The organism is Morganella morganii H1r, assembly GCF_000633515.1.
GTDB lineage: Bacteria > Pseudomonadota > Gammaproteobacteria > Enterobacterales > Enterobacteriaceae > Morganella > Morganella morganii_B.
This window is the reverse complement of sequence record NZ_AYMP01000052.1, coordinates 1-13664: the sequence shown is the minus strand read 5'-3', so window position 1 is coordinate 13664 and position 13664 is coordinate 1. Positions and strand designations below refer to the sequence as shown.

22 protein-coding genes are annotated in these 13664 nt (G+C 47.6%); 1 reads left to right on the top strand and 21 read right to left on the bottom strand.

What is annotated here, in order from left to right:
* Window positions 1–53: 53 nt before the first annotated feature.
* The 19 genes from U868_RS0121055 to U868_RS0120965 all read right to left on the bottom strand — a co-directional run bounded on the left by U868_RS0121055 (window position 54) and on the right by U868_RS0120965 (window position 9158).
* The gene (locus U868_RS0121055; RefSeq protein WP_025155000.1) at window positions 54–239 is read right to left on the bottom strand and encodes a hypothetical protein; all 186 of its coding nucleotides are present in this window, start codon (window positions 237–239) and stop codon (window positions 54–56) included.
* A 150-nt stretch (window positions 240–389) separates the two neighbouring features.
* A complete protein-coding gene (locus U868_RS0121050; RefSeq protein ID WP_025154999.1) occupies window positions 390–851 on the bottom strand; it encodes a hypothetical protein in 462 nt (153 codons plus the stop codon).
* 90 nt (window positions 852–941) lie between these two features.
* Window positions 942–1460 carry a hypothetical protein gene (locus U868_RS0121045; protein ID WP_025154998.1) on the bottom strand — a complete coding sequence of 173 codons (519 nt, stop codon included), beginning with the start codon at window positions 1458–1460 and terminating at the stop codon, window positions 942–944.
* Window positions 1461–1468: 8 nt separating this feature from the next.
* Window positions 1469–1912, bottom strand: coding sequence for a Mor transcription activator family protein (locus U868_RS0121040; protein ID WP_025154997.1), 444 nt, complete (start codon window positions 1910–1912; stop codon window positions 1469–1471).
* On the bottom strand, window positions 1909–2325 hold the full coding sequence (locus tag U868_RS0121035) for a gp16 family protein (protein WP_025154996.1): 417 nt from the start codon (window positions 2323–2325) through the stop codon (window positions 1909–1911). The genes U868_RS0121040 and U868_RS0121035 overlap by 4 nt, the downstream gene beginning before the upstream one ends.
* Window positions 2312–2542, bottom strand: a complete 231-nt coding sequence (locus U868_RS26390) for a Lar family restriction alleviation protein (RefSeq protein WP_071997750.1) — start codon at window positions 2540–2542, stop codon at window positions 2312–2314. The genes U868_RS0121035 and U868_RS26390 overlap by 14 nt, the downstream gene beginning before the upstream one ends.
* Complete coding sequence (locus U868_RS0121030; RefSeq protein ID WP_025154995.1) at window positions 2535–2972, bottom strand: hypothetical protein; 438 nt, start codon at window positions 2970–2972, stop codon at window positions 2535–2537. The genes U868_RS26390 and U868_RS0121030 overlap by 8 nt, the downstream gene beginning before the upstream one ends.
* Before the next feature lie 127 nt (window positions 2973–3099).
* Window positions 3100–3414 (bottom strand): hypothetical protein, encoded by a 315-nt coding sequence (locus tag U868_RS0121020; RefSeq protein ID WP_025154994.1) that lies wholly within the window; start codon window positions 3412–3414, stop codon window positions 3100–3102.
* The gene (locus tag U868_RS0121015; RefSeq protein WP_025154993.1) at window positions 3407–3637 is read right to left on the bottom strand and encodes a hypothetical protein; all 231 of its coding nucleotides are present in this window, start codon (window positions 3635–3637) and stop codon (window positions 3407–3409) included. Before U868_RS0121015 ends, U868_RS0121020 begins: the two co-directional genes overlap by 8 nt.
* Window positions 3634–4131, bottom strand: a complete 498-nt coding sequence (locus U868_RS0121010; protein WP_162817274.1) for a hypothetical protein — start codon at window positions 4129–4131, stop codon at window positions 3634–3636. Before U868_RS0121010 ends, U868_RS0121015 begins: the two co-directional genes overlap by 4 nt.
* Entirely contained in the window at window positions 4124–4381 is a 258-nt protein-coding gene (locus U868_RS0121005; RefSeq protein ID WP_025154991.1) for a hypothetical protein, read from the bottom strand. Before U868_RS0121005 ends, U868_RS0121010 begins: the two co-directional genes overlap by 8 nt.
* 92 nt (window positions 4382–4473) lie before the next feature.
* On the bottom strand, window positions 4474–4668 hold the full coding sequence (locus tag U868_RS0121000) for a hypothetical protein (RefSeq protein WP_230486442.1): 195 nt from the start codon (window positions 4666–4668) through the stop codon (window positions 4474–4476).
* Entirely contained in the window at window positions 4640–4837 is a 198-nt protein-coding gene (locus U868_RS23815) for an ANR family transcriptional regulator (RefSeq protein ID WP_025154989.1), read from the bottom strand. The genes U868_RS0121000 and U868_RS23815 overlap by 29 nt, the downstream gene beginning before the upstream one ends.
* 1 nt (window position 4838) lies before the next feature.
* Complete coding sequence (locus tag U868_RS0120990; protein WP_025154988.1) at window positions 4839–5477, bottom strand: DUF3164 family protein; 639 nt, start codon at window positions 5475–5477, stop codon at window positions 4839–4841.
* The gene (locus U868_RS0120985) at window positions 5467–5655 is read right to left on the bottom strand and encodes a hypothetical protein (RefSeq protein ID WP_025154987.1); all 189 of its coding nucleotides are present in this window, start codon (window positions 5653–5655) and stop codon (window positions 5467–5469) included. The genes U868_RS0120990 and U868_RS0120985 overlap by 11 nt, the downstream gene beginning before the upstream one ends.
* A 10-nt stretch (window positions 5656–5665) precedes the next feature.
* On the bottom strand, window positions 5666–5953 hold the full coding sequence (locus U868_RS0120980; protein WP_048822119.1) for a hypothetical protein: 288 nt from the start codon (window positions 5951–5953) through the stop codon (window positions 5666–5668).
* 8 nt (window positions 5954–5961) lie between these two features.
* Window positions 5962–6855: an AAA family ATPase gene (locus tag U868_RS0120975; protein ID WP_025154985.1), complete on the bottom strand. Its 894-nt coding sequence runs from the start codon at window positions 6853–6855 to the stop codon at window positions 5962–5964.
* Window positions 6856–6870: 15 nt separating this feature from the next.
* Window positions 6871–8958: a Mu transposase C-terminal domain-containing protein gene (locus U868_RS0120970; RefSeq protein ID WP_115660447.1), complete on the bottom strand. Its 2088-nt coding sequence runs from the start codon at window positions 8956–8958 to the stop codon at window positions 6871–6873.
* Window positions 8922–9158 carry a helix-turn-helix domain-containing protein gene (locus U868_RS0120965; RefSeq protein ID WP_025154983.1) on the bottom strand — a complete coding sequence of 79 codons (237 nt, stop codon included), beginning with the start codon at window positions 9156–9158 and terminating at the stop codon, window positions 8922–8924. Before U868_RS0120965 ends, U868_RS0120970 begins: the two co-directional genes overlap by 37 nt.
* 182 nt (window positions 9159–9340) lie before the next feature.
* On the opposite strand from U868_RS0120965, the gene U868_RS24215 reads away from it, so the two are divergent.
* Window positions 9341–9934, top strand: a complete 594-nt coding sequence (locus tag U868_RS24215; protein ID WP_025154982.1) for a hypothetical protein — start codon at window positions 9341–9343, stop codon at window positions 9932–9934.
* Between the two features lie 181 nt (window positions 9935–10115).
* Here the strand turns inward: U868_RS24215 and U868_RS0120955 are convergent, their stop codons facing one another.
* Both U868_RS0120955 and U868_RS0120950 read right to left on the bottom strand, forming a co-directional pair.
* Window positions 10116–12566, bottom strand: a complete 2451-nt coding sequence (locus U868_RS0120955) for a tape measure protein (protein WP_025154981.1) — start codon at window positions 12564–12566, stop codon at window positions 10116–10118.
* A 68-nt stretch (window positions 12567–12634) separates the two neighbouring features.
* On the bottom strand, window positions 12635–13561 hold the full coding sequence (locus tag U868_RS0120950) for a phage exclusion protein Lit family protein (protein ID WP_025154980.1): 927 nt from the start codon (window positions 13559–13561) through the stop codon (window positions 12635–12637).
* Window positions 13562–13664: the final 103 nt, after the last annotated feature.

Genomic DNA, 13664 nt, shown 5'->3' with positions numbered 1-13664 from the left:
TCCGAAATAAACAGGGGCGGTACTCATCATTGCCTCCGCATAAGGATGACCGGTTAACCCAGTTGCAGCACACCATGTTCTTCTGAACCGGAGAACGCTATCAGACCCTGATATTCAGGCTGATCGTCAAAAGCCGGAATAATACCGGTGGTGATGGTGTAGGACGGCTGACCTTCCTGTGCGGCGAAGTCGGCCAGAGCGAGGATCTGTTCAAGGGTAAGCGTGATAGTGTCAGGCATAGCAATGTCCTTACTGAATAATTAACAATGTAATTTTTAAGGGATTTCAGTATAGGAACGGGGATGTTTGAGGGGGAGTTGGCGGGGTTCAGCACATCATTTAAAAACCCCGCAACGGGAGATCAGTGTTGCACAGACAGAATGGAATAATCAATCAAATAAACTGTCCTGCTGCGTTTCTGACGCCGCATTATGTTCACTCAGCAGCCGCCAGGCAAAACGATCAGCAAAACCGTATTTAGGACACAGAACGGTTAGTGCGGAACGACAGGAATTCCCCTGCAGGGTCATTTCTTTTAATTCCGCAATAAAGCGGGCATTGCGTAATTTTATGAGCGCCCGGTCACAACGCGGGATATAGAACGGTGTGCCGCCCATACAGGCCAGCAGTTTTTTATATTCCTCATCCGTTAACAATGAGGTCAGTTTCTCAAATGCTGCATTATTACGGGCCACGGCTTTACCCTGACGGGCAGATAAGGTGACACCGCCGAGGTGGGTAATCAGTTTCGCGGTGGCGGCATAACCGATCACCCCAATCAGCTGATGGGCTGATTCCGGCAGCAGAGATTCCAGTTGTGCCAGTTCGTGCTGGCTGACAGTGTTATTCATCGATCCCCCGAAATAAAAACACCTCCCGATGCGGAAGGTGTTCAGTATTTCAGGTTTGTGAAATGATGGCGTGTTGAAGGGGTTCAGTGGTTAGATGTCATCAGATATGTTGCTTGCTTGAGTTTCATTCATTTTCTTATCAAACTCAGGAGAGGTATAGATCAGGTGTTTTATATTTATTTTACCGGCCATCTCCATCTTAAAAACTACAGTATCGTGATCAAACCGGACATATACAGGCTTCCCGGTTATCGGTGCATTTTGTATCTCTTCCATTGTTGAAGACGAAGATACTCCACCATATTTCTTAGCCAGAGCGTCAATTACTGGCTCTGCCGGTGAATTCACCATTATCACTAGTTTACCAAATTTACCGTCTAAAAATGAGGCAGCAGCAATGGTATCTTTCCCAGAAAATTTAAAATCCAGACAATTGTATACAACAACGTTTTGTCCATTAGGCTGACTGTTTGCCTTCTTAAAATCACAAAGTCCCGCCGACTGCAGATTTTCAAAAGATGAGCCAAACTTCACACCTTTGTACCCATCAACCGCCATCGCTCCCGCTGCGGTAAGTGCCAGCACAATCCCTAATAAATATTTTTTCATGATTAACCTCAAAATAAATTCTGTTGTTCTGAGCCAAGGATACCAGATTCTTTATAGCGGGATAACAAGTCCCACGCATGCCGATCACTGAAACCGTACTCAGGGCACAGTTTTGCCACCGCTTTCACCGTGGATAACCCCTGTTCAGATAATGCACGGATATCACGCATAAACCGCTGATTCCGCACCTCACGCATTGCCGCTGCTGCATTGGGGATATACACCTCTGTCCCGGCGAAATGCGCATTGAGCACATCGGCGGCATCCCTGCCGACGATGCACGATAACTGCTCAAGCCGTTTCAGTCCGGCCGGATGAAGACCTTTCACAAAAGTGAACGTCGTGCCGCCGAACGCATCAATCAGTTTCAGTGTTGCCGGGTAGCCGATTAAGGCAGCAATCTGACGCAACGTATCCGGCAACAGATGTTCAACTTTTTCCAGGTCTGTCATGCTTTTGCTCTCCGTCGTTTCTGATCAACCGCCAGTGCCTGCATCAGCTTTACCAGTTCATCATGATCGAGCCAGTCGATTTTCTGACGGTTAAACATACGTTCTGCCATCGATTCCGCGTATTCCCACGGACGGCCCGCATCAGCAAGCAGCGCCTCAATTTTGTTCAGAACCGATTTTTTTGACACCGGAACATTCGGCTTACGGCCGTATTTCTTCGGGCTGCGGCGGGGGTAACCCTGCGCATGGAAGTAATCACGGACAATCCCCAACTCATCCAGCGTCAGTTTGGTGGCAGAGTCTTTACCTGTCAGGCGAACCAGAACACTGCGGTAAGTCTCATCATCCATTTTCAGATACTGCTGGGCGGCTTTGATAATACCGACCAGTTTTTTAGCATTAGGCGTTAACATAATTTTTATCCTCTGTGTGTCTGTCACCAGATGACCCCGATACAGATACCCTCCGATTCCAGGCGGCAACCGCTTCCAATTTATCAAAGCGCTTGATTCTTAATCCGCATCCGTCACAGGCAACCCCGTAAAGGGTCAGCCCGTGACTGCTGGGGCAGTGTATTGTGATATCCCTGCATCCGCACAGCGGGCAGGGTTTCAGTGATTTATCAGCCACGGAGTGTTACCCATTCTTTCGGTGGTTCAACGGTCAGCCCCTTGATGCGCCGGAACTGGCGAACCAACACTGAGGCTTTATCAAAATGTGGCCTGTAATACGTGTATTTTGTGTACAAATCAGGTATTTCACGTTTAACTGCGCGCTTCCCGTACGCTTTCTCCAGAGCCTTAATTTGTACCGGTGAGTAGAGAGATTTGGTTCGCTTGCTCCAGAATAGCTCACACAGTGGGTTAAAGTGCTCGCTGTCAGGAATACCCCATGCAGCACCAATCTTTCCGTTAAAATAGACCGCTAACTTCGTTCTTCCTTCGCTTACACTGACCCGGGTAACGGCAATCTCAGTATCCTGATACTGAAATTTAATGACCACGTAATGGGCTTTTAACGACTCCTCAATCCCGGCCCACTGCTCTTTAGTGATTGACATAACACTGCTCCCGTATCAGTCGTATTTCTGGTTTTCAGGACGCTGGCGGTCTTCCGCAGCACTGTACCGCTGATACCATGCGTCCCCGGCAAAGCCGGTGATAGCACCGGCAACAAAACACAGGAAACTAATCATCAGCAGCACCCTCCGGCAGCGAACCACATTCACACTCACCGAACATAGCGCGGACAATCCCGCCTGGAGCACCGGCAGGAACAAGTTCCCCTGTATTTATCCGGTAAATCTCGCCGCGATAAGTAACGGCAGCGATATCATCTTTAATATCAGTTACTTTACCGACACGGCTAACAACCCGCACAGTAGTGCGGGACGGGGTTATTTTGGTGTGCTCAATAGTAATATTGACTTTGTCACCTACATTTACGGCCAGTTGGTCAGCAGGAACTGGCTTTTCACACACGGGGCACCAGTATTTACGCATGATTATTCTCCTTGCTGTAAGCTGCACAGGTAGGCAGGCAGCCACCACGCAGCTTGTCACTGCAGTTGTCACACATATCCGGTTCATTAAAGGCCGCACAGACAGAGTTAGCAGCAGCGGTGACGGCAGCCAGCTGTTTTTGGCTGATCTTGATCCCGGGGCACTGTCCGGCGATTTCCCTGCAGACAGACGCAACCAGGCGAATCTGATTAATCCTGCTCATGATGATTCTCCCTGACGCAGACCGCCATCGTTCAGCTTGTTTTGGCAGTTATCACACAGGTTTGTATGCCCGGTCATGACCGATTCACACAAAGCGTTAGTGCTGGTAGTACAGATGCAGCTGTCGCAATTGCAGATATGAATAGAAGGCTTGCGCAATCTTTCAGCAAAAAAAAGACAGCGGCGGATTTCATTACGCAAGATCATAATAATGTCATTGTCATAACCGTTATCTATCAGGCCGTCGTGAATATCCCGGATAGAATCAGCCAGCTTATCCACGCCCTGAGCCTGCAACTCCGCGATGTATTCATTCGTCAGTCGGATATCATCATCACTGATGTCTGCATAAACCGGCATACAAAATTCATCTGTCCGGACGCGGGAAATATCAATCTGAGGCGTTAACGGAGTGGCTTCACGCACGAAACAAACCGGCTTAGCCGTGAATACAAATTTAGGCGTCTTCATTGCGTCAGTTGAATTGTTACTCATTTTCGGCGCCCTCATCATCAGACCCGGTATCAAACGGTAATGTTGAAAATTGCGACTGAGCAATAATTACCCCCAGTTTGAAAGCCCGCTGTTCTGCTTTGGTTTCAAACTGTATTGTCCGACCCATTTCCGGAATATTAATCGGCTTGTCTGCATGTGCTACCAGCAGGTTGCAACCCTCTTTTGCAACATCGTGCCAGTCAGTAATTTCCTGTTTTAATAACGCCAAATCGATGTTATCGGTGTTCATAAATACCTCGTCATCAGGATTCAGACGTAAGGGTGACCTGACGGGTTTACGCCTGAATTTAAAAGTGATTGTTTTTTAGTTAGTTACGTTATTCAGCAGTTTAATGAATCAATATCGGTGTAATAAGGCTCAATATCGATTTCCACAATAGTCCGGTTATCTTCATCTTTGGCCCGGCTTAATGTTCTGGCTGGCGGGCCACCGCGTAAAATACGGTTCGGCTGATAGATAAAATAAGACCCAACCGGATAGCGCTCATTAAACTGCTTCGCAGACAACCGGGACATAACGGCCTCCTGCTGCTTTGACACAAAACTCAGCCCGACGTTTCGCCCACTGCTGATTATCCGTTTTTTTTGCAAGGAATGAGGCTTCAATCCAAAGCCGTCCGGCTTCCTTGTAATGGCCGTCGCGTTCAGCCTGTGCGGCATTAGTGGTGATATTTTTAAATGACATATCACACCCCCGAGATATCAAGAGAAATCGGCACATACTGGTCACTGTCGCCGACCCGTTCATAAATACGGACGTACTGGCGACTGCCTACAACCTGCACCGCTTCACCGATGGCCTCCATCGCTTTTATCCAGCGGGCATCCTCAATATTCAGGCGGCGCAGAGAGAGTACAGCACCGGTATTGATGTTACCTTCTTTGTCCACTGCAAATGCCTGGTCAATGATGGAGTGGATCTCCGGTCGTGCTCCCTGAACCCAGTCTTTTAAACACTCATCAATCAGTGCTTTAGCCGCCTGTAAACGCTCATCAAAGGCAATTCTGTCCTGAATAGCACGCTGAATTTTGTAACGGCCGTCAAAACAAAACAGGGTTACATTGCCTTTTTTACCACCAACACTGATACCGTACTGCTCAGCTGACAATGCAATGAAGGCTTCGATATCCCCGAACGCAGCAATCTTAAACTGACGCAGCAATTCATTAATCTGAATAGCCTGAACAACCAGGTCCCCCACAAGCGCATCACGTTGAATGTCGATCTCTTTAAGTAAATCAACAGGGGTCAAACCCCGTTTGGCATCACGCCAGTAACCGGCCGGGACTTCATGCTGAGTAAACTGTTTTTGATTAATGGACATGTTGTGTTCCTTTTTTTGTTGATGGTTGAGAATCTTTCAGCAAACGAATTAATTTATCTTTTAAATCTTCAGCAATACGTAACTCCTTACCGGTTGACTGTTCCCCTGCGGCTTCTGCCTCAAAGCGAATGCCACCACCTTTTTTTTCCGTGATAAGAATCGTAATTTTTACAGACATAACTTCACCCTTAATAAATTGATTCAGACCAGAACACACGGCAGCCATCCTGAGTAAAGCTGCCTTGTTTGTAGTAACCGTGACGACTGTTACCGAACTGCAGATAACAGGCTTTACCGGAACGGATAAGCTGATCACAGTACGCATGACGCGCTATTTTGATACGGGGTTTATCATTGCCGGTTGACACACCCAGCACTGTCACACCACGATCACCCAGGCTTTTTACAACAGATTCAACCTGAATCAGTGTTTTTAAAACACCCTGATTGGACGGGGTAATTTTGATATTCATCATCAGCCTCACTAATTAATCAGCATTTCAGAGAACCCGGACACCATCGCCACATCCACAGGACGCTGGTTAATCTGACTGCCGCGTGAGACACCACGCAATAACTTAAACAGCCTGCGGGCATTACCTTTGCACACTTTGAATAACTCAGAGAAAACGGCTTCTTCCTCAATTTCCGGCAGCAGTTCAGTGATGATTTGGCGGATATCCTCTTCCGGTAACGCATCCCCCATACGCAGGGCAAAGCCGACACGGCTGTACAGCTGCTTATACTCCCCGCGCTTACCTTTCAGGTTCAGGATAAGACGCGGCATACCCGCCAGAACGATACCGACACCGGACTTATCATGAATACGGCGTAACGTCTCAAGGGCACGGTAAGGCAGGTTTTCAGCCTCATCGACCAGAATGACTTTCCCCGAATCACGCAGTGCCTGGATGATGGCCTCACTCAGTTCGTGCATATTTCCGCGCTTAGCCAGTCCGAGTTTATTGCACAGTTCTTCAAGTACCACACGGGCGGTATACCCCGGGTCTGCCTCAATCAGCACAGCACTCAGGTTTTCAGTGGCGTACCGGCGCATAATCATAGTTTTACCCATACCGGCATCACCGTAGATCACGTTGATATCCCCATCCAGATGCGCCATTTTGATGACTTCCATACCTTTTTTAGCCATGTATGTCGCAACATAGACAGGCTTGATGTTGCGGGCTTTGGCGCGGTCATGCTCACGCTGAATAAACTGACGGACTTTTTCCTCAACACCTTTCACATCACCGTTGTATTTGCCCTGCAGATACTGGTTAATCACCGCAGTACTGACACCGACACCGCGTGATGCCTGAGCCTGAGACCAGCCTTTTGCTGCAAGTAATTCAGATAATTCAGTCACTAATGACATAATCATATTCTCCTGTTATTGGTTTCCGGCCTGTCTGGCATTCAGGTGTTCATACTCGACCTGTAAGAATGTTGTCGGCTTGCCTCCGGCCGGAACGGCCACCGGCTCACTGATATAACTGCCGAAATCAGGTACGGTTTTTCCGGTAAGTACCGGGCGGGCTTCTGCCTCAATTTCACGCATTTTACTTTCAACCAGTGACATACGGCGTTTGCGGCGGTCTTCAACCGCTTTGTCCATCTGTGTTGTCGGTACAGCGGCAACCTTGTTACCGTTCCATACCGCTTTGCAGACGTATGACCCGTCCTGCTTACGGATAATGACTTCACCGGCATCATGAATGTCATACGCCACGCGGACTTCCTCACCATCGACCAGGATTAAATCCTCCGCAAAATACTGGTTGTTGTTGAACTCAATCCAGCCACGCTGAGCCACGCGCTTAACTTCCGGCATGAACATTTCCCGCAGCTCAATCTCTGTCAGGTACTCAATCTCATCACCTTCTATGGCCAGAACGGCCTGACGGTATGCTGCAGGTGTCATATGACGGCCGTTCTGCTTCGGTAACTCACTGTGTTCATGGGTATAGTTGTATTTGTGGATCTCATCTTCGATGGCATCCAGCAGTTGTGCCCATGACGGCAGTTTTGCCAGTGCACTTTTCTGCACCGGATTAAGCTCCTTGTTATTCTCCAGCGCATTAACCGCTGAATTAATACGGCGGCTGGTTATCCGCGCATGTTCACGGTCGGCTCCACGGCCGTTAAAGGTTGCGAACCCCTGAGCAATACGAAGAGGGATCACCCCGTTAAGCCGTTCAATAATCCCGCGCGCCTGCGGGTTCCCCGGAATACCGGTCATGTGCCGGATACCGAGACGCGGAAAAATACCGGTGATTTCCGCATCCAGCGTTTTGTTCTTTTCACCGCCACCATTATCCGAATACACAAATAATGGCTTACCGTGATGCTGCATGGCGTGCCGGTAAGCGGATGCAACAGCAATGACGTTTTCCGCCAAATCCAGACTCCAGCCCACAACAAAGCGGGTACGGCCATCTATCACCATTGTCAGTTCGGGAGTGAACGGACGGCCGTGAATAGGGTGTGCCACCTTCAGGTTCATAGATTTACCGTCACTGACCCAACATCCGTTTACCGGCATCTGTGACCAGTCACGCTTCTGATAGGTTTCCAGTGCCCGCGCTTCCGAACCGGTTACACGGCCTTTGGCGCGCTCACGTTTCGGCAGTTTTACCATCAGGCGGCGCACCGCGTCATAAGAGGGTTTCGCACTCAGCATGGCAGGCTGATCGGCATACTGTTCATCCCATTCATCTGAGAATGAACGGTAAGCGGCAATCAGTGACGGCCCGTTCACATTGCGGTAATGCGCCAGAAACCCCGGAAACCATGCCACCTGTTCAGGGCGGGTTTCTTTGTGATAACCGGGAGCCAGCAATGCCAGACGCTCTTCCCCGGAATTGGTACTCTGATAAAGGGATACCCATTCCTGCAGAGAACGCGGACTTACGCCCCGGCGTGATTTACCCCTGCGTGCATTAGCATTGTCTGCGGAACGCTGCAGATGCTCCGGCAGCACACCTTTGCGTGACTGTTCTGAAATCCGGGTCACCGCACCGGTACGGGTATCACCGGCCGCAACCAGTGACAGCACTTCCATAGCCAGAGCTGCCCGTGCATCAGCAACTGCTTTCTGTTCTTCTGTCAGTCCGGAAACCTCCCGCTCCAGCAGGGCCGGGCACTGACGCATCAGAGCAAGTTCTTCGCCGGGCTTTACCGCAGTAACAGCAACGGGATTTTCCAGCGGTTTTTCTGTCTTTTTCTGCTCCAGCACCGCATTAAAATGACGTTGTTTCACTGCGTTCTGAGCAGATTCCGGCAAGCAGTCGATGTGATACTCAAAAGCTTTTGTGCCGGTACGCTTACGAATTAATTCAGGGTGATCGCCTGACAACTTATTCAGACGATTTCGTATCCCCTGAACCGTGCCCGGCAATCCCGGGATTCCAACCAGTTCATTAGCAGTCAGGAACATACCGATCACCCTAATACTCTGCTCAGGTAACGGCTTGGCCATATTTCCTGAGGCTGAATGCCAAGCGCATCAGCAATAATGCGCTCACCTTTTGGATAAGAACGCGCCAGTGCATTCTTTAACGTGTCTGGTTTTAAACCAGCCTGCGTTGACAGGTCACGCATCGTGACGCCTTCTTTGTGAAGAGCAGCAACAATATCGATACGATGCCAGTCAGCATGACTTACTTCATTTCTATCCATATTTCGTTTACCCTTAAAAATTACCCCTGCGGATAATCCGCGTGGGTTATCCGTGCAGATACAGTATTGATCCATATTGAACCCATGTAAAGAAAGAAATTGAGTTTCTTTTGTGCGCTTAAGTTTAAATCTGGGTTCAATTGAGATTTACATTGCAAATCAAATGGTTATGAGAATAGCAAATGAATAGTAAAAAAAATGACAGCGTTTCTTTTCCGGACGTAACAAAAACAACATTTAAAGACAGGCTGAAAGCATTGATTGGTGACCGAAGTGTCAGGGGAGCAGCAAGAGACTGGAACTTATCTGTTTCCACATTAAATAACTATCTGAACAGAGGCACTGAACCAACGCTAAGTGTATTAAATACCATATCAAATATAGAAAACGTGTCTGTTGATTGGCTAGTAAAAGGACAAAGTAGCGCTACTGAAACAGCCAAAAATGAAGAGCGTAAAGAAGAGGCGAGGCAGGCGTGGATGATGATCTATGATTCATTATCATCAGGAGAGGCCGAAAGTATAATGCGTGCAATTCACAGACATGGCGTACTGAGTGCATTCAAAATAAATCACATGGATTGCATTGAACTCAGTGAGACTATGGATGCTATTGATGCCATGCACATAAGACCAACACTGAAACAAGCCATTAGGCTTGCAATGGCTGGTGATGAATCACTAGACCAAGAGATTTTGCGCCGCATTGAAGAGAAGAAAAATACCGATGAGACTGGTCATTTAAGCCAGGAAGAAGATCACCAAAAAGTGGGATGATTGGATACCTGTTCAATCGTCCTTTAAATATTGTTTAAACGCTCCTAAAAGATGATCACTTGAGTGCAGAATAGAATGCAAAAAAACATAAAATAAATCAATTCATGTTCATCAGTGCAGAATCGCATAACTCCCCGCCAAAGCAGTAAACTCAAGGCGTCCAGCCAATCACACTCCTTTTTTAATTAGTGCAATATTGATCACCTCCCCACAGGCGCTTCTGCGACTGCTCAAACGTCACATCGCCAGCTTTTAACTGCCGCTCAAGCTGCGCTAAATCATCGTCACGCGTCTGTTTTGCTTTGGCTAACACGTTGGCATCAAGTGCGGCTTTCTGGTCTGCTGAGCGCTGCTCAATGGCGAATTTCTCCGCTGCCAGTTTTTCAGCCTGAGCTATTTGTGCCGGTGTGGCATCATCACCCAGCGCCTTGGCTGCATCGTATTTTGCCAGCTCAACAGAGCCTTCTTTGTATCCCTGATTTAACCGGTCTACTGCGGCCTGTTGGTTTTTCAATGCATCGGCGACTGCGTTTGCTGATTTGAGGGCATCAGATGCAGATTTTTTACCGGTGCTATCCCTCTCCCTTTCCGCTTCTGCCAGGTCGTAATTAGCACCAATAAGTGATAATGCATCCTTCATTTGTTCAGAATCAGCCAGAGTCCCAGCCTTTAACTGCCGCTGTCGTTCTGCGGCTATCGCCCTTTCTCTTTTGTCGGTAATAGACAACAGCTCGTTTTGCTCTTTGAGCTGCTGAATGTACTTATCGCCCTCCTCTGACCTGAATCCCTGATTAGCTAATTTAGAATTGAGATTATCCTGCTCATCTGCGGCGTCTTTCATCTGTGAAGCGAGCCATTTAACCATGTTGGCAAGCTTGCCAGCGCCGTCAGTTGCACCACCAAAGATTTTTTCTGAATCTCCGACCCTTGCATTCACCTCCGCCGTAGCCTGAGCAAGAAATTTTTGCATGTCATTCAGTTTGTTTGTGGCGGTTTCCAGTTCTGCTGTTTTTATTTTTATTTTATTGAGGATTTTTTCCCTGTCTTTCTCCGCCCCGGCTAGGCTGTAGTTCCTTTCTCCGGCTTTATCGTACTGAGAATTGAGAGCTGCGATTTCATCCTTCAGGTCTTTTACTGCATCTTCCTGAACCTCAATATTTTCCGTTGTTTTACCGATCGCACCGTTCAGAGCATCAAACGTAAGCTCTTTCAGCTTTCCGCTTAATTCACCCAGCGAATCGGCAAAATCAGATGCATCCTGTTTCGCCTGCTTTGAGCTTTCACTGAAATACATGATTGCGGCACCGGCCAACATAGCGGCACCCATCGGGCCACCGATTAATGCCAGTCCACCACGCAGCACCCCCATCACTGCGGAAGCATTGCGTGCAGCTATAGTGGCGGCTTGTGATGCAGCGGCCTCTGCCGTCAATGACTGTGCATACGCAATTGACGCATTCCGGGCAATGGTCTTTTTGGCATTAAGGTTATCCAGCGCCATCGCTTCAGCTGAACTGCCGCGCGCGACGTTATACTCGGCCTGAGCGAGAGCAACCGCCGATGCGGTAGATTCTTTATCTGCCAAGGCTTTACGTCTTTCTGCTGTCGCTGCATATTCAGCTGCTTTTGCTGTTGCAGTATTGGCCTGAGCCTGTTTAACGGAAGCAGCGGCATCAAGTATCTTTGTTTTAATGGAAGCGGAGAATGCACCAACAAGCCGAGCCCCGACAACAAGAGCAACAACGTTGGCGATATTTGCAAAGGTGTCAAAGTTCGCGGTGATATCAGCGAATGCGGCCGACATTGTCCGTGTTACACCGTATGCCTGGTTTAATTCCCCGTAATACGCTTTCGCTGAGTTGGCTAATTTAGTAAAACCGTCAGCAACGGTGTTATCCATCGAATCGGCAAGAGCATTGTTTTCTTTGCGGGCGGCAATCATGGCGTTGGCAAATATCTGCATGGAGATACCGCCTTCCATTGCCATTTTTTTAACGTCATTCTCGGTGACTTTTATCCCGCCTCGCATACGTGATATTTCTTTGGCGATATCGTTCACAACCGACGGTGTGGCATTCAGTACTGCGTGCCAGTCGTTACCTTTCAGTGTACCGACCACCATTGCGCGGTTAAGAGAGGCCATTGCGGATTCTGTTTGCTGTGCACCGGTGGCGTTAGCGGTGAATGCTGAAGACAGAGATTCGATGTAATCAACGGTCTGCGTGGTGTTGTAACCAAGTTCTTTCATTGAGGTTGCAGAACCGGCGTACAAACCCTGCACTGTCTCGATAGCCTTACCGTTTCGGTTACTGACTTCCAGAAAACGTTTCTGAATTTCTGAGTAACGTTCAACATCACCCTCAACAGAGTTAAGCGCCATCTTGATCCGCGCCGCCATCTGCCCCCACTCATCGACAGCATGGATAATCGCACCGGCTGACAGCGCTGATGTAACCAGAGCCGCTGCTTTTGAGAGCGAGAACATGGCATTTTCAGTATCGTTAACCGAGCGCGTGGCGCGGTCAAAGCCACCCTCCATATTCCGCAGTCGCTGATCCAGCTGGCGCTGAGATGTCAGCAACTGAGCAACATCCATCTGCACCTGATATACGATTTCGCCTACTTGTGCCATTTACCTGCTCCTTAAAATGAAAAACCCTGCCGGTTGGCAGGGTTTGGTGTTGTAGAGTTAGCGATGAATTATTTTTTGTTCCTTGCGAAATCATCCAGTATATCAAGCAATTCAAATGACAGTGACTTAAGTGTTGTGCATTTTAATTCATCAACCTCAACATTAAAAATAAGTAACACCATTAATAAAGATGTAGATAAATAGCAGCATGATAAATCATTATCTGAAATATCAACTGCACAAAATAACGCTCGCACTCTTTCAGAAATTGATGGGTGAGATTTAGATTCAAGCCAATGTTTTGGCTGTGTTATCATATAAAATAATGAACATGATAGCGCAATGGCCATCAAGCGCTTGCTTCTAACCGTGTTGTAATCGTCCCCTGATAAACTTGAATATTTTATAATATCTTCCAATAAAAAACGCTTTGCAAAAGCATCGCAAGCAAACTCCTCTTCGTATCCAGTTAAGTTCTCGCCGTTATTACTTATGGATATATGATTTATTTCATGCAAAATATTAAAAGCCATGCTCATGCACGAAACATCAAAGAACATTTGCCCGCTTACATCAATTGGTTTACCTAAATCAGGATGTGGTATTTTAGGATACCACGTCACATCATCGAAATTATCCGCATCCAAAAGGCGTTTAACCAGCCTGGCGCCAGAACTAAGGTCTTTAGATATGGAGTCACTAAATAAATCTATTAAACTCAATTTAATACTATCTTTCTGACAACGCAGTATGATTTGATGCCAAGCATCAAAAGATATTTGCGCGCAAGCACCGACAACCCAACATGTTACCATTGTTTTATGACTGTATATTATCGAATTATAAGCACCTGACTGAAGTTTAAACCCTTGATAATCCTTCGATAAGTTAATATTTATTTCATTTTGTGACCACAGTAATTCAAACTCATCTTTTTTTTCCGGCACAGTTCCAAGGACTGCCATTTTAAAAGCATCTTCCGGGGTCGTATTCATAAAGACAATTCCTTTTTAGATACTACACGTCAGTGATTGCTTCCTTTATAACACTGGCGTTAAATCTTTTCACGCCTCACCAACCGGCGCTTGCCCTTAATCA